This window comes from Paracoccus sulfuroxidans, assembly GCF_007830335.1.
Lineage (GTDB): Bacteria > Pseudomonadota > Alphaproteobacteria > Rhodobacterales > Rhodobacteraceae > Paracoccus > Paracoccus sulfuroxidans.
The window spans coordinates 181,087-204,087 of record NZ_VLKU01000008.1; the positions used below are offsets into that span (position 1 = coordinate 181,087).

24 protein-coding genes are annotated in these 23,001 nt (G+C 65.2%); 11 read left to right on the plus strand and 13 right to left on the minus strand.

All coding sequences use genetic code 11. From position 1 onward, the window contains the following. The 4 genes from peaD to peaA are packed head-to-tail and all read right to left on the minus strand — an operon-like array spanning position 1 to position 4,462. Positions 1–1,089: a quinohemoprotein amine dehydrogenase subunit beta gene (gene peaD / locus IQ24_RS13985; protein WP_242008190.1), complete on the minus strand. Its 1,089-nt coding sequence runs from the start codon at positions 1,087–1,089 to the stop codon at positions 1–3. Positions 1,090–1,094: 5 nt separating this feature from the next. After that, complete coding sequence (gene qhpC, locus IQ24_RS13990) at positions 1,095–1,421, minus strand: quinohemoprotein amine dehydrogenase subunit gamma (RefSeq protein ID WP_145398846.1); 327 nt, start codon at positions 1,419–1,421, stop codon at positions 1,095–1,097. Further along, entirely contained in the window at positions 1,418–2,902 is a 1,485-nt protein-coding gene (peaB, locus tag IQ24_RS13995) for a quinohemoprotein amine dehydrogenase maturation protein (protein ID WP_145398848.1), read from the minus strand. The genes qhpC and peaB overlap by 4 nt, the downstream gene beginning before the upstream one ends. Positions 2,903–2,914: 12 nt before the next feature. After that, a complete protein-coding gene (peaA, locus tag IQ24_RS14000) occupies positions 2,915–4,462 on the minus strand; it encodes a quinohemoprotein amine dehydrogenase subunit alpha (protein ID WP_145398850.1) in 1,548 nt (515 codons plus the stop codon). 210 nt (positions 4,463–4,672) lie between these two features. On the opposite strand from peaA, the gene qhpG reads away from it, so the two are divergent. Continuing rightward, positions 4,673–5,923 (plus strand): flavin-dependent monooxygenase QhpG, encoded by a 1,251-nt coding sequence (gene qhpG / locus IQ24_RS14005; protein ID WP_145398852.1) that lies wholly within the window; start codon positions 4,673–4,675, stop codon positions 5,921–5,923. Between the two features lie 4 nt (positions 5,924–5,927). Here qhpG and IQ24_RS14010 read toward each other — a convergent pair whose 3' ends face one another. Beyond that, entirely contained in the window at positions 5,928–6,494 is a 567-nt protein-coding gene (locus IQ24_RS14010) for an HNH endonuclease (RefSeq protein ID WP_145398854.1), read from the minus strand. A gap of 398 nt (positions 6,495–6,892) precedes the next feature. Beyond that, positions 6,893–7,210 carry a DMT family transporter gene (locus IQ24_RS14015; protein WP_145398856.1) on the minus strand — a complete coding sequence of 106 codons (318 nt, stop codon included), beginning with the start codon at positions 7,208–7,210 and terminating at the stop codon, positions 6,893–6,895. Between the two features lie 96 nt (positions 7,211–7,306). Between IQ24_RS14015 and IQ24_RS14020 the strand changes: the two genes are divergently transcribed. Continuing rightward, the gene (locus IQ24_RS14020) at positions 7,307–7,726 is read left to right on the plus strand and encodes a VOC family protein (protein ID WP_145398960.1); all 420 of its coding nucleotides are present in this window, start codon (positions 7,307–7,309) and stop codon (positions 7,724–7,726) included. Positions 7,727–7,943: 217 nt separating this feature from the next. Here the strand turns inward: IQ24_RS14020 and IQ24_RS14025 are convergent, their stop codons facing one another. The 3 genes from IQ24_RS14025 to IQ24_RS14035 are packed head-to-tail and all read right to left on the minus strand — an operon-like array spanning position 7,944 to position 9,867. Beyond that, a complete protein-coding gene (locus IQ24_RS14025; RefSeq protein ID WP_145398858.1) occupies positions 7,944–8,606 on the minus strand; it encodes an alpha/beta hydrolase in 663 nt (220 codons plus the stop codon). Next, positions 8,603–9,226, minus strand: coding sequence for a DNA-3-methyladenine glycosylase family protein (locus IQ24_RS14030; protein ID WP_145398860.1), 624 nt, complete (start codon positions 9,224–9,226; stop codon positions 8,603–8,605). The genes IQ24_RS14025 and IQ24_RS14030 overlap by 4 nt, the downstream gene beginning before the upstream one ends. Further along, a complete protein-coding gene (locus IQ24_RS14035; protein WP_145398862.1) occupies positions 9,226–9,867 on the minus strand; it encodes a GntR family transcriptional regulator in 642 nt (213 codons plus the stop codon). Before IQ24_RS14035 ends, IQ24_RS14030 begins: the two co-directional genes overlap by 1 nt. 64 nt (positions 9,868–9,931) lie before the next feature. Here IQ24_RS14035 and IQ24_RS14040 point away from each other — a divergent pair, with 64 nt between their 5' ends. The 6 genes from IQ24_RS14040 to purF all read left to right on the plus strand — a co-directional run bounded on the left by IQ24_RS14040 (position 9,932) and on the right by purF (position 15,899). Further along, positions 9,932–10,648 (plus strand): pyrimidine 5'-nucleotidase, encoded by a 717-nt coding sequence (locus IQ24_RS14040; RefSeq protein ID WP_145398864.1) that lies wholly within the window; start codon positions 9,932–9,934, stop codon positions 10,646–10,648. A gap of 17 nt (positions 10,649–10,665) precedes the next feature. Further along, complete coding sequence (locus tag IQ24_RS14045; RefSeq protein ID WP_145398866.1) at positions 10,666–10,863, plus strand: hypothetical protein; 198 nt, start codon at positions 10,666–10,668, stop codon at positions 10,861–10,863. Positions 10,864–10,884: 21 nt separating this feature from the next. After that, positions 10,885–12,075 (plus strand): UbiH/UbiF family hydroxylase, encoded by a 1,191-nt coding sequence (locus IQ24_RS14050; RefSeq protein WP_145398868.1) that lies wholly within the window; start codon positions 10,885–10,887, stop codon positions 12,073–12,075. 110 nt (positions 12,076–12,185) lie between these two features. After that, positions 12,186–13,550: a DNA repair protein RadA gene (gene radA, locus IQ24_RS14055; protein WP_145398870.1), complete on the plus strand. Its 1,365-nt coding sequence runs from the start codon at positions 12,186–12,188 to the stop codon at positions 13,548–13,550. 41 nt (positions 13,551–13,591) lie between these two features. Next, complete coding sequence (locus tag IQ24_RS14060) at positions 13,592–14,245, plus strand: CvpA family protein (protein WP_145398872.1); 654 nt, start codon at positions 13,592–13,594, stop codon at positions 14,243–14,245. Between the two features lie 157 nt (positions 14,246–14,402). Next, positions 14,403–15,899, plus strand: a complete 1,497-nt coding sequence (purF, locus tag IQ24_RS14065) for an amidophosphoribosyltransferase (protein WP_145398874.1) — start codon at positions 14,403–14,405, stop codon at positions 15,897–15,899. Between the two features lie 46 nt (positions 15,900–15,945). Here the strand turns inward: purF and IQ24_RS14070 are convergent, their stop codons facing one another. The 3 genes from IQ24_RS14070 to gmk are packed head-to-tail and all read right to left on the minus strand — an operon-like array spanning position 15,946 to position 18,151. Further along, on the minus strand, positions 15,946–16,998 hold the full coding sequence (locus IQ24_RS14070) for an ATP-binding protein (protein WP_145398875.1): 1,053 nt from the start codon (positions 16,996–16,998) through the stop codon (positions 15,946–15,948). Next, positions 16,995–17,519: a gamma carbonic anhydrase family protein gene (locus tag IQ24_RS14075; protein ID WP_145398877.1), complete on the minus strand. Its 525-nt coding sequence runs from the start codon at positions 17,517–17,519 to the stop codon at positions 16,995–16,997. Before IQ24_RS14075 ends, IQ24_RS14070 begins: the two co-directional genes overlap by 4 nt. Further along, on the minus strand, positions 17,516–18,151 hold the full coding sequence (gene gmk / locus IQ24_RS14080) for a guanylate kinase (RefSeq protein WP_145398879.1): 636 nt from the start codon (positions 18,149–18,151) through the stop codon (positions 17,516–17,518). The genes IQ24_RS14075 and gmk overlap by 4 nt, the downstream gene beginning before the upstream one ends. A gap of 181 nt (positions 18,152–18,332) precedes the next feature. Here gmk and IQ24_RS14085 point away from each other — a divergent pair, with 181 nt between their 5' ends. Continuing rightward, positions 18,333–19,073, plus strand: a complete 741-nt coding sequence (locus IQ24_RS14085; RefSeq protein WP_145398881.1) for a PAS domain-containing protein — start codon at positions 18,333–18,335, stop codon at positions 19,071–19,073. Between the two features lie 54 nt (positions 19,074–19,127). Here the strand turns inward: IQ24_RS14085 and IQ24_RS14090 are convergent, their stop codons facing one another. After that, complete coding sequence (locus IQ24_RS14090; protein ID WP_145398883.1) at positions 19,128–20,534, minus strand: class II 3-deoxy-7-phosphoheptulonate synthase; 1,407 nt, start codon at positions 20,532–20,534, stop codon at positions 19,128–19,130. 150 nt (positions 20,535–20,684) lie between these two features. On the opposite strand from IQ24_RS14090, the gene IQ24_RS14095 reads away from it, so the two are divergent. Both IQ24_RS14095 and IQ24_RS14100 read left to right on the plus strand, forming a co-directional pair. Beyond that, entirely contained in the window at positions 20,685–21,647 is a 963-nt protein-coding gene (locus IQ24_RS14095) for a GlxA family transcriptional regulator (RefSeq protein WP_145398885.1), read from the plus strand. 150 nt (positions 21,648–21,797) lie between these two features. Then, entirely contained in the window at positions 21,798–22,982 is a 1,185-nt protein-coding gene (locus IQ24_RS14100) for an ABC transporter substrate-binding protein (protein ID WP_145398887.1), read from the plus strand. Positions 22,983–23,001 lie beyond the last annotated feature (19 nt).

Consider the following 23,001-nt stretch of genomic DNA (forward strand, 5'->3'; position numbering starts at 1 on the left):
TTACTCGTCCCGCTGGAACATGCGGACCGAGGAGAGCGACATCGACGCGCCGTCCGGCAGCTCAACATCGGCCTTCCGCTCAAGCGTTTCCGCATCATAGGCCGCGATATTGCCCATCGCGCCCGAGATGAAGATCGTCTTGTTGTCCGACGCGACGTTGATCGAATAATAGCTGTGCGGCAGCGGCACGCGCTTGATCGGTTCGTCCTTGGTCAGGTCGAAGCTTTCCAGCACGTTATAGACGCCATAGGCGCGGGTCTTGTCCGGGCTGACGGCGGTCGAGAAATAGAAGACGTCCATGGTGCGCACATCGCGCATCTTCATCTCATCCGTGGCCAGATCCAGCGTCAGCAGGCCGGTGCGGAAGCTTTCCGGGTCCTCGGGGTTGCCGTCCTTCAGCGAAGTATAGAAGGGCGCGACCATGACGCCCGAATTCTCATACTGGCTCCAGACGTCCAGCACGTCGGACGGGTTGTACTTCTCGGTGTTCCACGCGACGACGGGACGTTCGTCCAACTGCTCGCCCGAGGCGGCGTCGAAAGTGTACATGCTGCGGCCCAGTCCATAAAGCTTGCTGCCATCGGTCGAGAACATCAGCAGCGTCACCTGACGCGGGGCCGGGAAGGTCTTGATCGGCGTCAGATCCTCGGCATTGTAAAGCGTGATCTGGGTGGGCTGCACCTCGAAATGCGCCAGTTCCAGCTTCACCGGGCTTTGATAGGCCGCGATGGTCTTGCCATCGGGCGAGAGCGCCAGACCGAACAGGTTCTTCACCCGCATTTCCGGCGTGCTCAGGTCAACACGCGCCACCGTCTCGCCCGAGATCAGATCGACCTTGGCGATGCTTTCGGTCTTGTTGATCGAGACGTAAGCAAACTTGCCGGTCGGATCGACGGTGGGCGTCATCGGCATGGGGCCGGCGTCATCGTCGAGCGTGACGACCTTGTCGACCGCCATCTTCTCGGTATCGACAACGACCAGCTTGTTCGGGCGCGCGGGCGCCAGGATATAGTCGCGGGCCAGCGCCGTATCGGCACCGAGCATCAGACCGGCGGCGACCAGTGCAGGCAAAAGGCCAGGTTTCATCATCGGGTTCAGCCTTTCGCTTCCGGGAAGACCGACTGCAGCTTGCGCCAGTCGCGGGTCAGGTTGTCGGCGCCTTCGCTCCACTCGGGGTAGGTGTTCAGCGTGTCGGCGACCTGCGCGGGCCACCAGCAGGGGTCGGCGCAGCCATAAAGGTCGGCCTCCATCGGCTGGCAAAGGTTCGCGACGGCGCCGAACGCGTCAACTTCCCAACCGGGGTCGAACGAGGTCGTGCAGCCGACCAGCGCGTTCATCGCCACGACTTCTTCTTCGCGGCCCTCGGCTTCGGCTTCGACGAAGGCTTTGGCCTTCGCATTGGCGGGGGTCAGGTGTTTCATGCGGAAATTGCCTCCTTGGCTGGGCCGGGCGCGGCGCTCGAATTCAGGCTCGGACGGGTCATCCGGGGTTCGAGCTGGCTGCGGAAGAATGACGGGTTCGCCTGCATGATGCGGACATAGGATTCCAGACCGAAGTCCACCCAATCCCGCAGCAGGTCGCAGTAGTGATAGACAGGCGCGAAGGGGTCGCCCTGACGCGCATAGGACTCGTGATAGCAGCCCCCTGCGCAGATCGAGCGGATGCGACAGGTCTTGCAGCCGAACTGGCTGCGGTCCTGCGCGCCCTCGATGAAGGCGGCAAGCTTCGGCACGTCGATGCCGGTATCGACATTGCCATAGGTCGGCTGGTCCGAACCGACAAAGCGGTGGCAAAGGTGCAGATCGCCTTCCTTATCGACGGCCAGCATCCCAAGACCGGCCCCGCAGGGGATCGCCTTCTTGGTGCCTTGCGCGATATCGGTCAGCAGCTGGTGCATGTTCGAGAAGCCGATATTCTCGCCCCGGCAGGCCGCTTCGGTATAGCGGCGGCCAAGGGTCTTCATATCCTCGAAGACGTTTTTCAGCGCGTCGGTATCAAGGTTGAAAACCGCGATCGGGCCGGAAGTGGCAGGACCGAAACCGACCTCGTGGAAGCCGAGGTCGTATTTCAGGTGATCGTGGATCGCCATGACATCGGTCACACCGCGGGTCAGCGTCACGCGCACGCCGACCGGCCGCGCGGTATAACGCGCGAGCAGCATACGCACATTGCGCGCCACCACGTCATAGGTGCCCTTGCCGCCCACCGTCTTGCGGTTCGCGTCATGCAGCGCCTTCGGGCCATCCATGGACACGGTCAGCGCGAAGTTATGGGCGTTGAACCAGTCGACCAGTTCTTCGCTCAGCAGCGTCGCGTTGGTCGTCAGCGAGAAGTCGACCGTCTTGCCAAGCTCCGCCGCGCGCGGCACCGCATATTCCACCACCTGACGGATCAGCGGCACGTTCGACAGAGGCTCTCCGCCGAAGAAGACGACGTTCACCCGGTCACGGTCGACCGCCTGCTTCAACAGCAGCTCGAACGAGGCTTTCGCCGTCTCGAACCGCATCTTTTCGCCCTTCGAGGGGATCGCGAGATCCTCTTTGTAGCAATAGGTGCAGGCGAGGTTGCAGCCGGTGTTGACGTTCAGGATGATCGTCGACAGCGGCACCTCGGTCACCTTGACGATCTGGCGCGGCACATCCGGGGTCGCGGCGTCGCGCAGGATATCCAGCGACAGGAAGCTTTTCACGCAATCGGCCAGATCATCGGGGGCATGACGCCCCCCAAGCTCTGCCTGCATCAGCCCGGCGTCGAAACGCTCGTGCTTGCGGGACAGATCGAAGACGTCCTGCGCCACGCCGTCCAGTTCGAACAGGCTGGTCGTCGGCACATGCATCAGCATGGCGTGACCATCCACATCGACCCGGTGGGCATTGTGACGGATAAGGGTCAGGTCTCCCATTTCAGCCTCCCTTTAGCGGATCGGCGCGTCGACGAAGCGCTGAACGGTGGAGTAAAGATGCGCCTCGCCCGTCAGGGTCTGGTCGCCCTCGGTGACCTCGGCGATGACTTTCAGGTTGCCAAGGTTGTTCGTCATCATCGGACGTTCGGGGTTCGGACCGGCCTCGGCCGGGGTGAACAGACCGTTTTCGTCTATGCCACCGGCGAATTCGGTGTCCTTCATCTCGATCGCGGCAGCGTCGAAATTGTCGAGCGACCATTTCGCCGGGAAATAGCCAAGCGCGATGTCATCTTCCGTGCCGGGTTGGCCATCAGGACCGTTCAGCCAGCCCATCGCTTCGAATTGCGCGGGAACTTTCGGGATCGGGCCACCACCATCGCCGACGCGGGCCAAGGTCAGTTCGGGCACGACGCTGATGCGGTCGGGCGTCACGAAAGCGGCAAGGTTCGCCTTCTGCTCGCCAAGCGCAATCTCGACCGCTCGCGGATCGCCCGAAGCGGTCAGCGACAGGGTGACGCCGGTCGGCGTGGTGCCGGTGATCTCGCCAGTAACGCCCTCGGGCAGGACCAGCTGGTCGCCAAGCCCGGTGCCCGAGACCTGAACCGTCGTCGCCTCACCGATCTTCAGCCGCGTCGGAGCAACCGAAAGGATCTGAGCCTCGGCCCCTTCCGGCAGCGCCGCGATGCGGCCACCGATGACGTCGTATTTCGCGTCATGCCAGCGCCCGGTAATCTTGCCGCTGTCGCTGATTGCGAAGATCTGGCGGATCTCGGTCGTGCCATCGGTCAGGGTCGCGCGCCATTCGCCCGCGCCCAACAGGCGGCCGGTGCCGGTGAACTTGCGCTCGGCGGCGCCGTTCAGGACCATCTCGACCTTGTAGTCATCGCCGTCCTTCGCAAGGGTCAGCGCGCCGGTATAATCGCCCTGCCCCGGCTGGCGACCGGCCAGCACGTAATTGCCCGACAGATCGCGATCCATCGCCGCAGGCGCTTCGCCCAGCGGGTAGGTCTTCGACAGATAGTCGAGGATCTCGGTCTGCGCGATACCCCACCAGTCGCGGTCACGCGCCAGCGCCTGATATTCCAGCGTCGGGAATTGGCCCAGGTGGAAGTTGATCAGATGTTCCCAATCCTGCGGCGTGCGGCGCTGAAGGCCGACGCGTGCATAGGAATGGCAGCGAGAGCAGGTCTCGGTCATCAACTGGTTCGGGCCGTCGTCATTCGCGACCGGCTCACGCTCAAGGATATAGCGGTAGGGCTCGCTTTCCGCGAAGGTCAGCCCGCGCGTGTCCGAGAGATAGCGCACCACGGCCACACGCTCTTCATCGGTCAGGCCGACGCCGTGGTTGCGGATCATCCGCGTCACGGTCATGTCCCAGGCCTCCGGCGTCTTACGCACGGAATCGATGCGGTCGATCTTGCCGTCGTCACCGGTGACGTGGCAGGCCGAACAGGTGTTCTCCAGAACTTCTGCCCCGGTCACGGCGAAGGCTGGCAATGCCAGCGCCCCGAAACCGAAAGCGCAGCTGGAGGCAAGAGCGAGACGGGTGATGGATTTCATCGGTCGGGCTATCCTCTGGCTTGTGGGTCAGGCCAGTTGCGGCCGAACCCTTGCTGTTTCCCCAATGGAGGCGCCACGGCCCGTCATTTTCTTGTCATTTGCGGCCAAACTTGCGGCAATCTGACGCAGGCCAGCGCGGATTGGCCGCAAATGTCAGGCAGCGCGCGGGTTTGACAGGCGAGGTTTCGGAATGCGGCGGAAGGAGCGGCCATGACGCGCGACCAACATCTGGTCATTCTGGGGGGCGGACCTGCCGGAGCGATTTCGGCCATTCTGGCCCGACAGGACGGGATGCAGGTCACGCTGATCTCGCCCCCGCGCCATGCAGCGCGGTTGGAGGGTCTCAGCCCCCGACTGCATCAATGGCTGGACCGGCACGGGCTCTTGCAGGGGTTTTCGGGCATCATCGGGCCGCTGTCGCGGCAGGTCGACTGGTCGGGGATCAGCGAAAGCAACCGCGAATTCGTCGTCGAGCGCGCCGCGCTTGATGCGCATCTGCAGGCCCGCGCCGAGGCAGCGGGCGCGACGCGCCTGACCACCAGCGCCCGGATCGAAGGGCGTGAGGCTGTGCTGGACGGCGGCCAGCGCCTGCACCCCGACTGGATCATCGACGCACGCGGGCGCGCTGCCGGACGCCCCGCTGCGGGTGGATGGCCGGCGACGCTGGCGCTTTGCGGTTGGCTGCGGGCTGCGGAGGCTGTGCCTCCGGGCATCCGCATCACCGCGCTGCCGCAGGGCTGGCTTTGGCGCGTGGCGCTGCCCGATGGCCGGATATGGGCGCAACTCGTGACCGATGCCGCCAGCCCCATCCCCGCCCCCGCACGTCTTCTGGCCGCAGTTGCGGAGGCCGAGCCCGATCTGCGCGACATTTCCCTAGAAGGTGAGCTGATCGCGCGCGAGGCCGCGCCCCGCATGCCAGCCCCCACGGGCGATCTGCGCTGCCTGCCCGTCGGCGATGCGCTGGCGGCCATGGACCCGCTGTCGGGCCACGGCCAGTTCTGGGCGGTCTCAAGCGCGCTGGCCGTCGCCGCCGTCCGTCGGACCCTGACGGCCAACCCCGAAAGCCAGGATCTGTGCCGCCGCTTTCTGGACCACCGCGCGGGCGAAACCGCCCTGCGCATGGCCCGGATCGGGCGCGATTTTCTGCGCCACGAGGGGCGCTATTCAGACCTGCCTTTCTGGGCCACGCGCCGCGACCTGCCCGACGCCCTGCCCGCCCATCCGGAAGCGCAAGGGTTCAGCACGACCCTCGCCCCCCTGATCGTGAACGGCCTGATTTCCGAGGCCGAGGTGCTGATCACCCCGCGCAGTCCCGGGGGCGTCGGCTGGTTCGGCCGCATCCCCGCGGTCGAGGCCTATCACCACTGGCAAAGGGGCGAGACGGCGCTGCATCAGGCCTACGGCCCAGCCGCGCCCGCCCTGATCGCCGCCTTGCAGGCCGAGGCCGTAGCGAACCACTAGCCTCTCAGGTCTCGAGTTCGCTGCCCCAGTAAAGGAAGTCGAGCCAGGTCTGGTGCAGATCGTCCTTGGCGCCCGGCAGGCGGCGCGCGGCGGCGTCCAGTTGACGTGGGGTCGGCTCGAACGGCGGGCGCAGCAGGCGCATCCCGGCCTCGCGCGGGGTCTTGCTGCCCTTGCGCAAATTGTCCGGCCCGCAGGCGGTGACGATATTGTCCCACCGCGTCCGCCCCAAGCGGCTGCGCGGGATCACATGATCGAAGGTCAGGTCCTTGGCATGGAACCGCTGGCCGCAATACTGGCAGGTGAACTCATCACGCAGGAAGACGTGGTAGCGCGTGAACGAGACGCGCTTGCGCTTGCGATAGCGTTTCAGCGCGACGACGGCAGGCACCTCGAAGGGGCGCGTTGCCGAATGGACCAGCACGTCGTCATAGGCCTTCAGCTGGATCACCCGTTCCTGCAGGACGGCGACCAGCGCCTGCTGCCAGCTCCAGACCGAGAGCGGCGCCCAGCTGAGCGGCTGCAGATCCGCGTTCAGGACCAGAGTGCGAAGATTGCCGACCGGAGCGTTCATGCGCCACCTCCGATCCGCAGCCCGCGATAGGCGAACGAGCGGGCAAAAATAAAGCGCGTGTCTGACACGCGCTTGCTGGATTGCGTCGAAACGCCGAAAATATGCTTGCTACTCGGCAGTCGTTGATGCCGCTTGGCCTCACCGCCCGCATCGGCCTGACTGCTCTCAAGCATAGGCACAGCCTGCGGCCCCGCGACCGGGCCGCGCCCTCCAGACATTCGAGATTTACTTTCCTGATCTGGCATTCATGTCAGCCCGCTACCCTAGGGAACCGTCAGAACCTGCCTGCAAACTATATATCGCGACGAAGGCCTGACAAGTCCCCGAATATATGTTGCGGCCAGAGGTATCCCGGTGCGGTGACAACAGCATGACAGCGCGCGATTTTCGCAAGCTCCTCAGGGTGTCGCGAATTTCAGCAGGAGCAACCCCGAGACGATCAGAATCGCCGCGAGCATGCGCAGCGCCGTCGCTGGCTCACCCAGAAAGAACACCCCCAGCAGGAAAGAGCCGACCGCGCCGATCCCCGTCCAGATCACATAGGCCGTGCCCAGGGGCAGCGTCTTCATCGACAGCGACAGAAGGTAAAAGCTGATCAGCATGGCGACGATGGTCACGACGCTGGGCCAAAGCCGGGTGAACCCTTCCGATTGCTTCATCGAGAAGGCCCAGACGACCTCGAACAGCCCCGCAATCACCAACAGCACCCAAGGCATCGCTTCTCCTTCCCGATCAGAACGGGAAATTCATGACCCGCGACCGGGCGTTTTGCAACAGTGGCGCCGCGCTTCATACTTTGGCAGTATCGAGGGATGGAACAGGATTTACCCCCGCTCAGCGTGCTGGAAACGGCGCTTTACGCCGATGATCTGGAGGCCGCCACGGCGTTCTGGCGCGATGTGATCGGGCTTTCACTGATTGCCGAAGTACCGGGACGGCACGCCTTTTTCCGGATCGGCGGACAGGTGCTGCTGCTCTTCAAGGCGGATGCCACCCTGACCCCGCCGAAGCCTGACGCCCGCTTGCCGGTGCCGCCACATGGCACGAGAGGCCCCGGGCATTTCTGCATGGCCGCAGCTTCAGAAAATATAGATATCTGGCGCAACCATCTGGAGGCCAAGGGAATTCAGATCGAGGCTGATTTCATCTGGCCGCAAGGCGGCCGTTCGATCTATTTCCGCGATCCCGCCGGAAACTCCATCGAGATCGCGGACCCGGCCATCTGGGGCTGAGGTCCGCAGTCGAAGGCAGGCGCGCTTAATTAACGACGCGCCCGCGCCACCGCTTTCACTTTGGCCGGCTTGCGCTGAGAGGCGCTCAGAACCATCAGGCTGGCCGGGATCAATGCGATCAGCGACATCCAGATCAGGTCCATGCGGAATCTCCTCTTATGCTCTGCATTAAAGGTAATTGCAGAATCGGCGGTTGCAAGGGGCTTTCGTGCCCCTGCTACGTTTGCAGCCCCAGCCGGTCACGGATGAAGGACAGCGCCACCGACAGCCCGTCCGGCGAAATCCCGTGTTGGGTGTTCTTCATGACATAGCTGAAGACCTCGAAACCGGCGCCATGCAGCCCCTCGGCGGCCAGTTGCAGGCTTTCGAAGGGAACGACCGGGTCCTGATCGCCGTGCAGCAACAGGACCGGAGGCTTGACCTTCGCCTCGGCCTCCAGAAGCTCGGGCACCAGCAGACGCCCGGAAAAGCCGACGACGCCGCCAATGGGCTTGTCGCGACGCGGCGCGACATGCAGCGACATCATCGTGCCTTGCGAAAAACCCACCAGAATCAAACGCTCAGGCGCGATACCTTCAGCGGCAAGCACGGTGTCGATGAAGGCGTTCACGTCATCAATCGACTGCGACATCGAGCTGCGGGCCTGCTCTTCGGTCGAGCCGTCCATCCAGGGGATCGGAAACCACTGAAAACCCATGGGGTTGTTCACGCAACGCTCGGCCGCGTCGGGCGCATAGAAGGCGGTGCCCGGCAGATGCGGCCCCAGCGGATCGGCCAGCCCCAGAAGGTCAGCACCATCCGCGCCATAGCCATGCAGGAAAATCACGGCGGAATCGGCCTTTTCGGGCCCCCGGCGTCCGGATTGCAGGTCTCGTGTCATCTAATTCCCTCGCGTCCCTTTGCCAGCCTGTAATAGGCCCAGAGCCCGCGTGCCGCAACCGAGCGCCAGGGCCGCCAGGGCTCGGCAAGCTGCGTCAGCGCGGCCGGGCCAGGCCGTTCGGGCAGGTCGTAAAGCATGCGCGCGGCCTCGGCCAGCGCCAGATCCCCGGCCGCGAATGCATCCGCGCGGCCCAGGGCGAATTTCAGATAGATCTCGGCCGTCCAGCGCCCGATGCCCGGCAGCGCGGTCAGACGCGCGATCACCTCATCATCGGGCAGCGTGCGCAAGGCGGGCCAGTCCATCCCTGCCTCGGCCAGCGCGCGCAGATAGCGGATCTTGGCACGCGACAGGCCCACGGCCCGCAGCATCTCATCATCAGCGGCGCGGATCGCGGCCTCGGTCATCAGCCCCGCCTCGACCATGCGCCCCGAGATCGCCCCCGCCGATTGCGTCGACAGCATCTGCGAGACCACGGCATCGACCAGCGCCGGAAACCCGTCCTCACGCCGCCGCAGCGGCAGGGGCAGCAGGTCGGGCATCACCCGCGCCCAGACCGGACAGATCGCCACCAGATAGGCGACCCCTTCCTCAAGATCCTCGGGGCCAAGGATCTGGCGCATCAGCCGGTCGCGCCCAAGGGCTGTGATGCCCTCACATCTTCCTTCAATCTTGTCTCATAAGCCATTGAAATATGATGACGCAGCGCCGCATCGGCCCGGGCGCCATCGCGGTCCGAGATCGCATCGACAATGGCCTGATGCTCATCCAGCGCCACATCATCGCGGCCCTCGGCGGCAAAGGTCGTGCGCGCCATCAACGCCATCGAGCGGTGCACGATGTCCAGCTGCTGCACCAGATAGCGGTTGTGCGAGGCCAGATGGATCTGGTGATGAAACCGGCGGTTGGCCCGCGCCAAAGCCTGCGGATCGCCCTTGGAGGCATGGTCATCGCGCACCATTCCGGCCAGCACGCGGATCTCCTCGGGCGTGGCGTGCTGGGCGGCCAGCCGCGCGGCCAAAGCCTCAAGCTCGGTCCGGACGGCGTAAAGTTCGGCCAGCTGGTTGTGATCGAGCGTTGCCACGATCAGGCTGCGGCCGTCGCGTTTCAGCATCGCCTGCGTCTCGAGGCGCTGCAGCGCCTCTCGGACGGGGGTGCGCGACACGCCGAAGCGCTCGGCCAGCTCGGATTCGACAAGCCGGTCGCCGGGGCGGTAAAGTCCATTGTCGATGGCCGACAGGATCAGGGAATATGCGTCTTTCATGCGCGCACGATCCGCCCTTGTCTCGCCGATTGCAAGCACCGCGCCCAAGGAATAGGCTGGATAAATGACCTTCGAACATGTGACGACCTGGATCTTCGATCTGGACAACACCCTTTACGATCCGTCGGCGCGGCTGTTTTCCCAGATCGAGACCCGGATGACCGCCTATGTCATGCGCGAATTGCGCGTGGATGAGGCCGAGGCCAACCGCCTGCGCAACCACTACTGGCGCACTCATGGCACCACGCTGGCCGGGCTGATGGCCGAGCATGGGATACAGCCCGTGCCCTACCTGCACGATGTGCATGACATCGACATGTCGGTGCTGGCCCCGAACCCGGCGCTGGCCGACGCGATCCGCTCGCTTCCGGGCCGCAAGATCGTCCACACCAATGGCGACAGCCTTTACGCCAGCAAAGTGCTGGCCCAGCTTCAGCTTGACGTCTTCGACGCGATCTTCGGCGTCGAAGAGGTGGATTTCCACCCCAAGCCCGACCCGCGCGCTTATGCCGCAGTGATCGGCGCGCAGGGCTTCGACCCGACCCGCGCCGCCATGTTCGAGGATGACCCGCGCAACCTGAAAGTCCCGCATTCGCTGGGCATGCGCACGATTCTGGTGGGCGATGGCAGCCATGGCGCCGACCCTCTGCCGCCCGGCCAGAAGCACGGAGACCATGTTCAGGACCAGACGGCGGATCTGCTGGCCTTTCTGGGCAATCTTGTCTCGCCCGGCGGAAACGCTATTCTGCCCGCGTCGGAATATTCATCAGCCAGGGTCTAAGTCCAGGAGACTCTCTCATGTCGAACCCCTCGAAAGCTGCCGCCGTGCAGTCCGAAGACCGCATCGCCGCCATCCTGCTGATGATCGTCGCACTGGTCATCGTGGCAGTGGGCCTCGCCGTCTATGCCTTTGGCCTGCAGGCCCTGACCATGGCTGCGCTCGTTGGGGCCGCGCTGGTGATGCTGCTGCTCGTGGCCTATGCCGCTGGCTTCTAGGCGCCACGGCCTGACCACAGCATGACCCTGCGCTCCACGGACATCCTGATCTCGGGCGGCGGCATTGCCGGCATGATTGCGGCTGCCGCCTTCGGCAATGCCGGGCATTCGGTAATCTGCGTTGATCCTGCCCCACCCATCGGCGACGAAAGCCAGAAGGGCGCCGACCTGCGCTCGACGGCTTTTCTCACGCCCTCGATCCAGGTGCTGCGCGCAGCCGGTCTGTGGCAGACGCTCGCCCCGCATGCGACCGCGCTGCAGATCATGCGCATCGTCGATGCAGGCGGTGCCCAGCCGCAGGCCCGCCTCACCCGCGAATTCGACGCCTCCGAGATCTCGGATGAGCCCTTCGGCTGGAACCTTCCGAACTGGCTCTTGAAACGGGAAATCTCGCAACGCCTCGCCACGCTGCCGAATGTGCAGTTCCAGCCCGGCACCGGCACGGCGGGCGTCCTGCCGCAGGATGACCACGCTCTGGTCACCCTGACCGACGGCAGCCGGATCCGCGCGGCGCTGGTGGTCGCGGCGGACGGGCGCAACTCGGCGGTCCGTCAGGCCCTGGGCATCGGCGTCCGCACCATGCGCTATGGACAAAAGGCCCTGGCCTTCAGCGTCACCCATGACCGCCCGCATGAAAACATCTCGACCGAGATCCACCGCTCCGGCGGCCCGTTCACGCTGGTGCCCCTGCCCGACCGCGACGGCAAACCCTGCTCGGGCGTCGTCTGGATGGAGCGTGGGACCGAGACCGCCCGCCTGCGCGCCCTCCCCCCGGAAGACTTCATCCAGGAGTTGAACCGCCGCTCGGTCGGCGTGCTGGGCCATCTGACGCCGGTCACGGCGCTCAGCGAATGGCCGATCATCTCTCAGATCGCTGACCGCTTCACCGGCCCGCGCACCGCATTGATCGCCGAGGCCGCCCATGTCGTCCCGCCCATCGGCGCACAGGGCCTGAACATGAGCCTCGCCGATCTGGCCTCGCTGGTCTCGCTCTCCTCGGGCGACCCCGGCAGCGCCTCGTCGCTCGCCGCCTACGCCCGCCACCGCCGCCCCGAGGCTCTCGCGCGCGTCTTGGGCATCGACGCCTTGAACCGCGCCAGCATGGCCACTCCCCGCCCGCTCCGCGACCTCCGAGCCGCCGCACTCGGTGGCCTCTACGCCATCGCCCCTGTGCGCCGTGTGCTGATGCGGGCAGGCCTCGGCCTAAACTAAGCCCCCCTAGACAACTTCTCTGTTGTCCAAATACCCAAAGCCGACAGCGCCATCACGCGGCCTGCGCGCCCCCATGGCGTCCCTGACATCAATCAGCCTATAAGACCCCCATGGCCAAACCCGTCACCGCTTTCACCTGCACCGCCTGCGGTGCCTCGCAACGCAAATGGGCCGGTCGCTGCGACGCCTGCGGCGCCTGGAACACGATCATCGAGGAAGCGCCGCTTTCTCAGGGACCGGGGCGCGGCCTCGGCACGCTGAAGGGCCGCGCGATCCCACTCAGCGGGCTCGACACCGCCGACACGCCGCCACCACGGGCAATGTCGGGCATTCAGGAATTCGACCGCGTGCTGGGCGGCGGGCTGGTGCCCGGCTCGGCCATTCTGGTCGGCGGCGATCCGGGCATCGGCAAATCGACGCTGCTTTTGCAGGCCACCGCCGCCTTTGCCCGCACCGGACAGAACGCCATCTATATTTCGGGTGAAGAGGCCAGCGCGCAGGTGCGCCTGCGCGCGCAGCGTCTGGGCCTCGGCGATGCGCCCGTGCGCCTTGGCGCGGAAACCGCGCTGCGCGACATCCTCACGACGCTTGATGCCGAGCGCCCCGATGTCGCCATCATCGACTCGATCCAGACCCTCTGGTCCGACCAGATCGAGGCCGCGCCGGGCTCGGTCGCGCAGGTCCGCGCCTCGGCGCATGAGCTGGTGACCTTCGCCAAGCGCCGCGGCACCGCCGTCATCCTCGTGGGCCATGTCACCAAGGAAGGCCAGATCGCCGGCCCCCGCGTGGTCGAGCATATGGTCGACACCGTGCTCTACTTCGAGGGCGAGCGCGGCCACCAGTTCCGCATCCTGCGCGCCCATAAGAACCGCTTCGGCCCCGCCGATGAGATCGGCGTCTTCGAGATGACCGGCGGCGGCCTGGCCGAGGTCGGAAACCCCTCGGCGCTGTTTCTGTCGGAGCGCGGCCAGCCGGTCACCGGCTCGGCGGTCTTCGCGGGGATCGAGGGCACCCGCCCGGTGCTGACCGAAATTCAGGCACTCGTCGCGCCCTCGACGCTGGCAAGCCCTCGCCGCACGGTCGTGGGGCTCGATTCCGGCCGCGTCTCGACCATCCTTGCTGTGCTCGAGGCGCGCTGCGGCATCCCCTTTGCGGGCCTCGACGTCTTCCTGAACGTGGCGGGCGGCATGCGGGTCAGCGAACCCGCCGCCGATCTGGCCATTGCTGGCGCGCTGCTTTCCGCGCGCGAGGACGTTTCCTTGCCGCCAGAAGCTGTCCTTTTCGGCGAAATCAGCCTCTCGGGGGCGTTACGTCCGGTGTCGCAGGCGGAAAACAGGTTGAAAGAGGCGCAGAAACTTGGTTTTTCACGTGCGATCCTGCCGGAACCCCAGAAGGGCGACGGCATATCGGGAATGCGGATAGACCGGATTGCCGATCTCACGGCATTTGTGGGCGAGACATTCGGCGCTGGATGATCTCTCCCCTAACGCGGCCAGGACCGCAAAAGGGCGTAAGTATGGACGGTTTCACCATCATCGACGGCATTGTTGCAGCGGTAATCATCTTGTCTGCAATTCTGGCATATGCGCGCGGCTTCGTCCGCGAATCGCTTTCGATTCTGGGCTGGATCGGCGCTGCCGTGCTTGCCTTCATCTTCGCGGCCTCGGTCCGTCCGATGATTGCGCAGGTGCCTGGCCTGAACAAATTCCTGGCGGACAGCTGCGAGCTGTCGACCATCGCGGGCTTTGCGGCGGTCTTCGCCGTGGCGCTGGTCGTCTTCTCGATCATCACGCCGCTTTTCTCTTCGGTCGTGCAGCGCTCGGCGCTTGGCGGCGTCGATCAGGGGATCGGTTTCCTCTTCGGCGTGGCGCGCGGCATGCTGCTGGTGGCCATCGCCTTCATCGTCTATGAGCGAGTGATGTCGAACCAGCCGATGGAGATCGTCGATAATTCGCGCTCGGCGCAGGTCTTTGCCCGGCTGAGCGGCCAGATGGACGAAACCATCCCGCAGGACGCGCCCGGCTGGGTCGTCGCCCGCTATGAGCAACTGGTGCGCAGCTGTGTCCCCACGGGCGAAGCCGTCACCCCGGCAACTGAAACTCCGGCGGCCAGCACCCCTGCCCCGGCAGCACCGGCGGATGGTGCGGTCACCACCACCCCCTCGAACTGAGGTCACGCGTAGCGGCCTGACCAGCCATGTAACCAGTGAATGACAGAAAATGCGTCCCGGTATTCCGCCGGGGCGTGACTTCATTCGCCCGAAGGCCTAGATTGGCGCCTGAAGTCATCCCATATAAGCCCGGCCCAACCCCAGAGAGTCGAAGAAGATGAAGCCATTCCTTGCCCATCCTTTCGATTCCGATCGCCTGCATGAGGAATGCGGCGTTTTCGGTGTCATTGGCGTCGCGGATGCCGCGAATTTCGTCGCCCTTGGTCTGCATGCGCTTCAGCATCGCGGACAGGAAGCCGGGGGCATCGTCGTCCACGACCCCGAGCACGGGTTCAACAGCGCCCATCGCTTCGGCTATGTGCGCGACAACTTCACCAAGCAATCCACCATGGAGACGCTGCCGGGCCCCTTGGCCATCGGCCATGTCCGCTATTCGACGGCAGGCACCAAGGCCGCGCCCGCGATCCGCGACGTCCAGCCCTTCTTTGGCGAGTTCGCCATGGGGGGCTGCGCGGTCGCCCATAACGGCAATATCACCAATGCCGATGCGCTGCGCCGCGAGTTGATCGAGCGGGGCTCGATCTTCCAGTCCTCGTCGGACAGCGAATGCATCATCCACCTGATGGCGCGCTCGATCCAGCGCAACATCCCCGAGCGGATGAAGGACGCGCTGCGCCGCGTCGAAGGCGCGTTCAGCGTCATCGCCATGACCCGCACCAAGCTGATCGGCGTGCGCGACCCCTTAGGCGTGCGGCCGCTGGTCATGGGCAAGCTGGGCGATGGCGGCTTCGTCCTTGCCTCGGAAACCTGTGCCCTCGACATCGTCGGGGCCGAGTTGGTGCGCGAGATCGAGCCGGGCGAAATGGTGGTCATCTCGAAGGGTGAGGTGCAAAGCTCGCGCCCCTTCGGTCCGTCCAAGGGCCGCTTCTGCATCTTCGAGCATGTCTATTTCTCGCGCCCCGATTCCATCATCGGCGGGCGCTCGGTCTATGAAACCCGCCGTCAGATCGGCGTGGAACTGGCCCGCGAGGCTCCAGTCGACGCGGATCTGGTCTGCCCGGTCCCTGACAGCGGCACGCCCGCCGCCATCGGCTATGCCCATGAAAGCGGCATCCCCTTCGGCATGGGCATCATCCGCAACCAATATGTCGGCCGCACCTTCATCGAGCCGACCGAGCAGATCCGCAACATGGGCGTGCGCCTGAAGCTCAACGTCAACCGCGCGCTGGTCAAGGGCAAGCGCGTGGTGCTGGTCGATGACTCGGTGGTGCGCGGCACGACCTCGCGCAAGATCAAGGACATGATCATCGACGCGGGCGCGCGCGAAGTGCACTTCCGCATCGCCTCTCCGCCCACGGCCTGGCCCTGCTTCTATGGCGTCGACACGCCCGACCGCGACAAGCTGCTGGCCGCGCAGATGACGGAAGAGGAAATGCGCGAATGGATCGGCGTCGACAGCCTGTCCTTCATCTCGCTGGACGGGCTTTACCGCGCGGCGGGCGAGGCGAATGGCCGCAACCCGGCCAGCCCGCAATATTGCGACGCCTGCTTCTCGGGTGACTATCCGGTCGCGCCCTTCGACCAGATGGAGCGCGGCTTCCGCATGCGCCCGGGGTCCGAGACCGGCTCGCTTGCCGATCACGCCGCCGAATAGGCCCGGCTGACACAGCCAAAGGAAAAGGACCCCGAGGGGTCCTTTTTCATATCCGGGAACTGCCGTCGGGCAGGATGACGATAAAGCGGCTGCCCTTGCCCTTTTCGCTTTCGATCTTCAGTCGTCCGCGATGGCGGTTGATGATGTGCTTGACGATGGCAAGGCCCAGCCCCGTCCCCCCCTGCTCGCGCGAGCGATGGGTGTCGACGCGGTAGAACCGTTCGGTCAGGCGGGGCAGATGCTCGGGCGCGATGCCTTCGCCCTGATCGGCCACGGTCACCGACCAGGCGGGGCCGCGCAGGACCGGCTCATGCGGGATATGGGTCAGGCTCAGCGTCACCACCCCGCCCGAGCCCCCATATTTTACGCCGTTCTCGACCAGATTGTGGAACACCTGCACCAGCTGGTCGGCATCGCCGGGCACCAGCACCTCATCCTCGATCCCCTCGAAGCGCAGCTCGACACCAACGGCACGGGCGGCGGGGGCCAGCGTCGCGGCCTCGCCCCGCAGCAGGGCGGCCAGATCGACGCGTTGAGCGGGCCGGCTGCGTTCATCCTGCTCGACCCGGCTCAGCGACAGAAGATCGGCGACAAGGCGGTTCATCCGGCCCGCCTCACGCTCCATGATGTCAAGAAAGCGGTCGCGCGCCGCCGCATCATTGCGGGCGGGGCCGCGCAGGGTCTCGATGAAGCCCATCAGCGCGGTCAGGGGCGTGCGGAGTTCGTGGCTGACATTGGCGACGAAATCGCGGCGCATCTGCTCGGTATGCTCATCGCGGCTGCGGTCGACGATCACCACGGCCGCCCCCCGACGCCCGCCGATGACCAGCGGGCGCACGGTGATTTCGCAGGGAAGATCGCGGCCCCTCAGCCCGATGACGGTCGTCACATTGGCCTCAGGCTTGCCGTTCAGGACCGCATCCAGCGCCGCGTTGATCTCGGGCTGGCGCAGGGCGGTGACGAAGGGGCGGCCGGTCAGCTCGGCCCCCAGAAGGGCCTCGGCAGCCTCGTTCACGCCCTGAATGCGGCTGCCGCCATCCGTCACCAGCATCGGCACGGGGATCGCGGCCAGGATCGGGTTCACCTGGCCCGGGGTCATGCGCCGATCTGCTTCAGCCCGGCGCGGAACCGCGCGGCATTGTCGCGATAGCGCTGCGCCGAGGCCAGAAGGCGCTCACGCGCGGGATGATCCAACTCGCGGATGATCTTGCCGGGCGAGCCCATGACCAGCGCGCCGGGAGGAATCTCTTTGCCCTCGGCGACCAGCGCGCCCGCGCCGATCAGCGCACCGGCCCCGATCTTCGCGCCGTTGAGGATGATCGCGCCCATGCCGATCAGCGCGCCATCGCCAATGGTGCAGCCATGCAGGATGGCGCGATGGCCGATGGTGCAGTTCTCGCCCACGATCAGCGGATAGCCGGGGTCGGTGTGAAAGACGCTGAGTTCCTGCACATTCGAGCCCTTGCCGATGCGGATTTCCTCATTATCACCGCGCAAGACCGATCCGAACCAGACGCTGCTGGCCTCTTCCAGCACGACCTTGCCCATCAGCTGCGCATCCGGCGCGACCCAGGCGTCGGCGGCGATTTGCGGTGCGATTCCATCCAGTTCCCAGATCATTTCGCGACTTCCTCTTCCATGAGATTGCGGACGAATTGTCCCAGCCCGGTCTGGCGCTGCCTGCGCAACCGCTCGGCCGTCAGGATTGTTTTCAGGTCTTCGGTGCTTTTGTCGATGTCTTCGTTGACGATGACGTAATCATATTCAGCCCAATGGCTGATTTCATCCCGGCTTTTCTGCATGCGCCCGGCGATCACCTCGGGGGCGTCCTGCCCGCGCGAGATCAGCCGCCGCTCTAGCTCGGTCAGGCTGGGCGGCAGCACGAAGATCGAGACGACGGACTGCCCAAGGCCCGAGGTGCGGATCTGTTGACCGCCCTGCCAGTCGACATCGAACAGCGTGTCGCGGCCCGCATGGATCGCCTCTTCGACCGGCGGGCGGGGCGTGCCGTAGAAATTCCCGAAAACCTCGGCATGTTCCAGCATCTGGTCCGCCTCGACCATGGTGCGGAATTCATCCGCCGAGCGGAACCAGTAGTGCTGGCCGTCAACCTCGCCCGGACGGGGCGCGCGGGTCGTTACCGAGACGGAAAAGCGCAGCGCCGGGTCCCATTCCATCAGCCGCCGCGCCAGCGTCGATTTCCCCGCCCCCGAAGGCGATGAGAGAATGATCAAAAGCCCGCTGCGGTCCATGGCCCACACCTTTCAAGTCGTCGTTGCTGCGGCCTGAATGGCGCAGGGGAGGCGTGGGGGCAAGCCCACATTCCCTTGGGCGGGCTCTCTTAACCATTGATCAAGAATTCTCTCGGAGAATTCCGCCAGCGCCGCTAAACCTGTACAAGGTTAGGAACGAGTAACACGGAACATTCGCAGCATGTCGAAGGACGACGGCCAGAATCGCGGCCCGGACGACCCGCAATTCCCGGACCGGAGCATCGGGCATCTGGTCCATCTTTCCGATTTCGGTGAGCCGCAGGCCAAGCGCGTGCTGACCGAATTGCGCAGCTATTGGGAAGAGCTGCGCCACGGTCGCGCCATTCCCGCACGCGCCGATGTCGAGCCGAAGGGCATCCGGCGTGGACTTGACTATGCCTTCGTGCTGGAGCGGATCGCCCCCGGCGCGGCACGCATCCGGCTGGCCGGGCGGCATTTGGTCGACCTGCTGGGGATGGAGGTGCGCGGCATGCCGATCTGCGCCGTGGTGAACCCCTCGTCACGGGGGCTTTTCTCGGACGTTCTGGAAACCGTCTTCAAGGGGCCGCAGATTGCCCAGCTGACCCTTCGCTCCGAGGCGGGCTACGGCCGCGCTGCCATGTCGGGGCATATGCTGATCCTGCCGCTGAAATCCGATCTGGGCGATGTGACGCGCGCGCTTGGCTGCGTCATCGGTCTGGGCGAGGTGGGCCGCGCGCCCCGGCGCTTCGATCTGGTCTCGCATGAGCTGACCCCGGTCATTCCGGGCGCCGAGATCATCCAGCCCACCGCATCGGCGGCTGGCTTTGCCGAACCGTCCAGCCCATGGCAGGCCGCCAGTCGCGCTGTCGAGGCCCCCGCCTCGCCCGAGGAACGCAGGGCGCAGTTTCGCGTCATCTCATCGGACGCGCCCAAGGGCTGAATGCAAAACGGCAGGAGTTGCCCCCTGCCGTTTCATCACAATCTGTTCGGAAGCTCAGCTGGCCTTCGCCTGCAGCCCTTCCTGAATGCGGCGCTTGCGCAGTTCCTCGGCCACGAGGAAGGCCAGTTCCAGCGACTGGCTGGCGTTCAGACGCGGGTCGCAGGCGGTGTGATAGCGCGAGGACAGGTCCTCATCCGTGACCGCGCGCACGCCGCCGGTGCATTCGGTGACGTCCTGACCGGTCATCTCGAAATGGACGCCGCCCGGGATCGTGCCTTCGGCGCGATGCACCTCGAAGAACTCATGCACCTCGCGCAGCACCGAATCGAAGGGCCGCGTCTTGTAGCCCGAGGCCGCCTTGATGGTGTTGCCGTGCATCGGGTCGCAGGACCAGACGACATTGGCGCCCTCTTGCTGGACGGCCTTGATCAGGCGCGGCAGATGGTCGCCGACGCTGCCCGCGCCGAAACGGGCGATCAGGGTCAAACGACCGGCCTCATTCTCGGGGTTCAGCTTCTCCATCAGGACCTTCAGGTCGTCAACCGTGGTCGAGGGGCCGCATTTCAGGCCGATCGGGTTCTGCACGCCGCGGCAGAATTCGACATGCGCGCCATCGGGCTGACGGGTGCGGTCGCCGATCCAGATCATGTGACCCGAGCCTGCCACCGGCAGGCCGGTGGTCGAGTCGATCCGCGCCAGCGCCTCTTCATATTCCAGCAGCAGGGCTTCATGGCTGGTATAGAATTCGACCTGCGCCAGCTGATGCGCGGTCTCTCCTGTGACGCCGGCTGCCGACATGAAGGCCATCGCATCCGAGATGCGGTCCGCAATGTCGCGGTAGCGCGCGGCATCGGCGGCATCGGTGAAGTCCGAGATCCAGCTTTGCACGCGGTGGATATCGGCATAGCCGCCGGTCGAGAAGGCGCGCAGCAGGTTCAGCGAGGCTGCAGCCTGCGTATAGGCCGCCAGCATGCGCTGCGGATCGGGCACGCGGGCCTCGGCGGTGAAATCGAAGCCGTTGATGATGTCGCCGCGATAGCTGGGCAGCTCGACGCCGCCGATTACCTCGGTCGGGGCCGAGCGCGGCTTGGCGAACTGACCCGCCATACGGCCCACCTTGACCACGGGAAGCTGAGCGCCCCAGGTCAGCACGACCGCCATCTGCAGCATCACCTTAAAGGTGTCGCGGATGTTGTCAGCGGAAAATTCGTTGAAGCTTTCGGCGCAATCGCCGCCCTGCAGCAGGAAGGCGCGGCCCTCGGCCACATCGGCCAGCTGATTGCGCAGGCGGCGGGCCTCACCCGCGAAGACCAGCGGCGGATATTTCGCCAGCAGATCCTCGACCGAGGCCAGCGCGCTGGCATCGGGATAATCAGGCATCTGCACGCGCGGATAGGCCCGCCAGCCGCGCTTGTCCCAAGTATTGGGCGGGGTCGCAGAGCCGGTTTTGTTCTGAGCCATGATCCTATCCTTCATCTGGAAGCTCATCGGGATATAGAGCGGGCGACCCGAAAGGAAAAGCCTTGCATCGGGGTGGATTGACTGTTGCCGCGCCGAAGCCAAGATATCAGGGAACACCTGCCCACTCAGCCTTTCGCCCGGTCCGCAAAAATGTCCTCTACGCGCCGCTATGTCTTTTGCCTTCTCGACCGCTTCACGATGATGCCCTTCGCGGCGGCGATCGAGCCTTTGCGGCTGGCCAACCGGCTGGCCGGATCGAAGGTCTATGACTGGATCGTCGTCGGCGAAAGCGGCGATTTCGCCACCTGCTCGAACGGGACGCGGATCATGCTGGACGCGGGCCTGATCGAGACCGGACGCCATGACACCGTACTGATCTGCGGCGGCGTCGACATTGCCCGCACGACCACCCCGCGCCTGCTGTCCTGGACGCGCCGCGAGTCGCGCCGGGCCGAGCGTATCGGCGCGCTTTGCACCGGCGCCTGGGCGCTGGCCGAGGCCGGGCTGCTGGATGGTCGCCGCGCCACGATCCATTGGGAAAACCAGGACGGGTTTGCCGAGGATTTCCCCGATGTCACGCTGATCCGCACGGTTTTCGTCGATGATGGCAACCGGGTGACGGCGGCGGGCGGTACGGCGGCGCTGGACCTGATCCTGCGCCACATCGCCGTCGATCATGGCAGCGAGTTGGCCAACAAGGTCGCCGATCAGCTGATCCACACCTCGATCCGGTCGGAAGAGGATCACCAGCGCCTGTCGATCCCCACCCGGATCGGGGCACGTCACCCGCGCCTTGCCGCCATTGTCGCGCGGATGGAGGCCAATCTGGAAGACCCGGTCAGCCCCGCGCGTCTGGCCCTTGATGCCGGGCTGTCGCCGCGCCAGCTTGAGCGGCTGTTTGCACGCTATCTGGGCCGCAGCCCGAAGAAATACTATATGGAAGTGCGGCTGGAACGCGCGCGCAACCTGCTGATGCAGACCGAGCTGAGCGTCATGGAGATTGCGCTGGCCTGCGGTTTCACCTCGGCGGCGCATTTCTCGAAATGCTACCGGACGGCGTTTGGCGGCACGCCCTATCGCCAGCGCGGCGCGCAGGCGGCGGCGGCCGGTTAAGGGCCTGCGCCGGGCCGCAGCAGGCCTTGCGCGCATGACGCTGCGCCCCGGCCTCAGCGGAGGCATGAATCCGCCGCAATCTCACTTTCTTTTTGGTTCGGGCTTTTATAGCCTTCACTCAGGACAATGTTCCAAACAGGGAGAATAATGATGAAAAAGCTTCTTCTGGCCAGCGCCGCTGGTGCCTTGCTGGCAGGCGCGGCATTCGCCGAAGAGGTCAAGCTTGGCATTTCGCTGGGCTATACCGGACCTCTGGAATCCATGTCGCCGAGCATGGAAAAAGGCGCACAGATGGCCATGAAGGAAGTGTCCGACAGCGGCAAGTTCCTTGATGGCTCGACCGTGGTTGCGGTGACCGCCGACAACACCTGCGCGGATGCTGCGGCCTCGGTCGCGGCGGTCGAGCGTCTGGTGACCTCGGAAGGCGTCAAGGGCATCATGGGCGGCATGTGCTCGGGCGAGACGATCGCCTCGCTCGAGAAGGTCGGCGTGCCGAACGGCATCGTGATGATCTCGCCCTCGGCCACCTCGCCGGCGCTGTCGACCATCGACGACAAGGGCTTCTTCTTCCGCACCTCGCCGTCGGATGCCCGTCAGGGTGACGTGATGGCCGATATCGTGCTGGCGCGTGGCATCAAATCGGTCGCCGTGACCTATACCAACAACGACTATGGCAAGGGTCTGGCCGACAGCTTCGTCAAAGCCTACGAAGGCAAAGGCGGCAAGGTCACCATCAACGCCGCCCATGACGACGGCAAGGCCGACTATTCGGCCGAGGTCGCGGCACTGGCCGCAGCGGGCGGCGATGCGCTGGTCGTGGCGGGCTATGTCGATCAGGGCGGCGCGGGCGTCGTTCAGGGCTCGCTCGACACCGGTGCGTTTGACACCTTCGTCTTCCCCGACGGCATGGTCAGCCAGGCCGCAGTCGACAAGTTCGGCACGCAGCTTGAGAATTCCTTCGGCCAGAACCCGACCGCCGAAGGCGAAGGGCACGAGAAATTCGTCGCCATGGCCAAGGAAGCCGGTTTCGACGGCACCTCGGCCTTCGCGGGCGAATCCTATGACGCAGCCGCGCTGATGCTGCTGGCGATGCAGGCGGCCAAATCCTCGGACCCGAAGGTCTACAAGGACAAGGTCATGGAGATCGCCAACGCTCCGGGTGAGAAGATCTACCCGGGCGAGCTGGCCAAGGCGCTGGAGCTGCTGGCTGCAGGCACCGACATCGACTATGTCGGCGCGACCGCGGTCGAGCTGATCGAGCCGGGCGAAAGCGCTGGTGTCTATCGCGAAGTCGACTTCAAGGGCGGCAAGCTGAACACCGTAGGCTATCACTAAGCCGCATCACATCAGGAAA

Coding starts and splice junctions, on each gene's coding strand:
- peaD (WP_242008190.1), bottom strand. CDS start 1,089: ATGATGAAACCTGGCCTTTTGCCTGCACTGGTCGCCGCCGGTCTGATG.
- qhpC (WP_145398846.1), bottom strand. CDS start 1,421: ATGAAACACCTGACCCCCGCCAATGCGAAGGCCAAAGCCTTCGTCGAA.
- peaB (WP_145398848.1), bottom strand. CDS start 2,902: ATGGGAGACCTGACCCTTATCCGTCACAATGCCCACCGGGTCGATGTG.
- peaA (WP_145398850.1), bottom strand. CDS start 4,462: ATGAAATCCATCACCCGTCTCGCTCTTGCCTCCAGCTGCGCTTTCGGT.
- qhpG (WP_145398852.1), top strand. CDS start 4,673: ATGACGCGCGACCAACATCTGGTCATTCTGGGGGGCGGACCTGCCGGA.
- IQ24_RS14010 (WP_145398854.1), bottom strand. CDS start 6,494: ATGAACGCTCCGGTCGGCAATCTTCGCACTCTGGTCCTGAACGCGGAT.
- IQ24_RS14015 (WP_145398856.1), bottom strand. CDS start 7,210: ATGCCTTGGGTGCTGTTGGTGATTGCGGGGCTGTTCGAGGTCGTCTGG.
- IQ24_RS14020 (WP_145398960.1), top strand. CDS start 7,307: ATGGAACAGGATTTACCCCCGCTCAGCGTGCTGGAAACGGCGCTTTAC.
- IQ24_RS14025 (WP_145398858.1), bottom strand. CDS start 8,606: ATGACACGAGACCTGCAATCCGGACGCCGGGGGCCCGAAAAGGCCGAT.
- IQ24_RS14030 (WP_145398860.1), bottom strand. CDS start 9,226: ATGCGCCAGATCCTTGGCCCCGAGGATCTTGAGGAAGGGGTCGCCTAT.
- IQ24_RS14035 (WP_145398862.1), bottom strand. CDS start 9,867: ATGAAAGACGCATATTCCCTGATCCTGTCGGCCATCGACAATGGACTT.
- IQ24_RS14040 (WP_145398864.1), top strand. CDS start 9,932: ATGACCTTCGAACATGTGACGACCTGGATCTTCGATCTGGACAACACC.
- IQ24_RS14045 (WP_145398866.1), top strand. CDS start 10,666: ATGTCGAACCCCTCGAAAGCTGCCGCCGTGCAGTCCGAAGACCGCATC.
- IQ24_RS14050 (WP_145398868.1), top strand. CDS start 10,885: ATGACCCTGCGCTCCACGGACATCCTGATCTCGGGCGGCGGCATTGCC.
- radA (WP_145398870.1), top strand. CDS start 12,186: ATGGCCAAACCCGTCACCGCTTTCACCTGCACCGCCTGCGGTGCCTCG.
- IQ24_RS14060 (WP_145398872.1), top strand. CDS start 13,592: ATGGACGGTTTCACCATCATCGACGGCATTGTTGCAGCGGTAATCATC.
- purF (WP_145398874.1), top strand. CDS start 14,403: ATGAAGCCATTCCTTGCCCATCCTTTCGATTCCGATCGCCTGCATGAG.
- IQ24_RS14070 (WP_145398875.1), bottom strand. CDS start 16,998: ATGACCCCGGGCCAGGTGAACCCGATCCTGGCCGCGATCCCCGTGCCG.
- IQ24_RS14075 (WP_145398877.1), bottom strand. CDS start 17,519: ATGATCTGGGAACTGGATGGAATCGCACCGCAAATCGCCGCCGACGCC.
- gmk (WP_145398879.1), bottom strand. CDS start 18,151: ATGGACCGCAGCGGGCTTTTGATCATTCTCTCATCGCCTTCGGGGGCG.
- IQ24_RS14085 (WP_145398881.1), top strand. CDS start 18,333: ATGTCGAAGGACGACGGCCAGAATCGCGGCCCGGACGACCCGCAATTC.
- IQ24_RS14090 (WP_145398883.1), bottom strand. CDS start 20,534: ATGGCTCAGAACAAAACCGGCTCTGCGACCCCGCCCAATACTTGGGAC.
- IQ24_RS14095 (WP_145398885.1), top strand. CDS start 20,685: ATGTCCTCTACGCGCCGCTATGTCTTTTGCCTTCTCGACCGCTTCACG.
- IQ24_RS14100 (WP_145398887.1), top strand. CDS start 21,798: ATGAAAAAGCTTCTTCTGGCCAGCGCCGCTGGTGCCTTGCTGGCAGGC.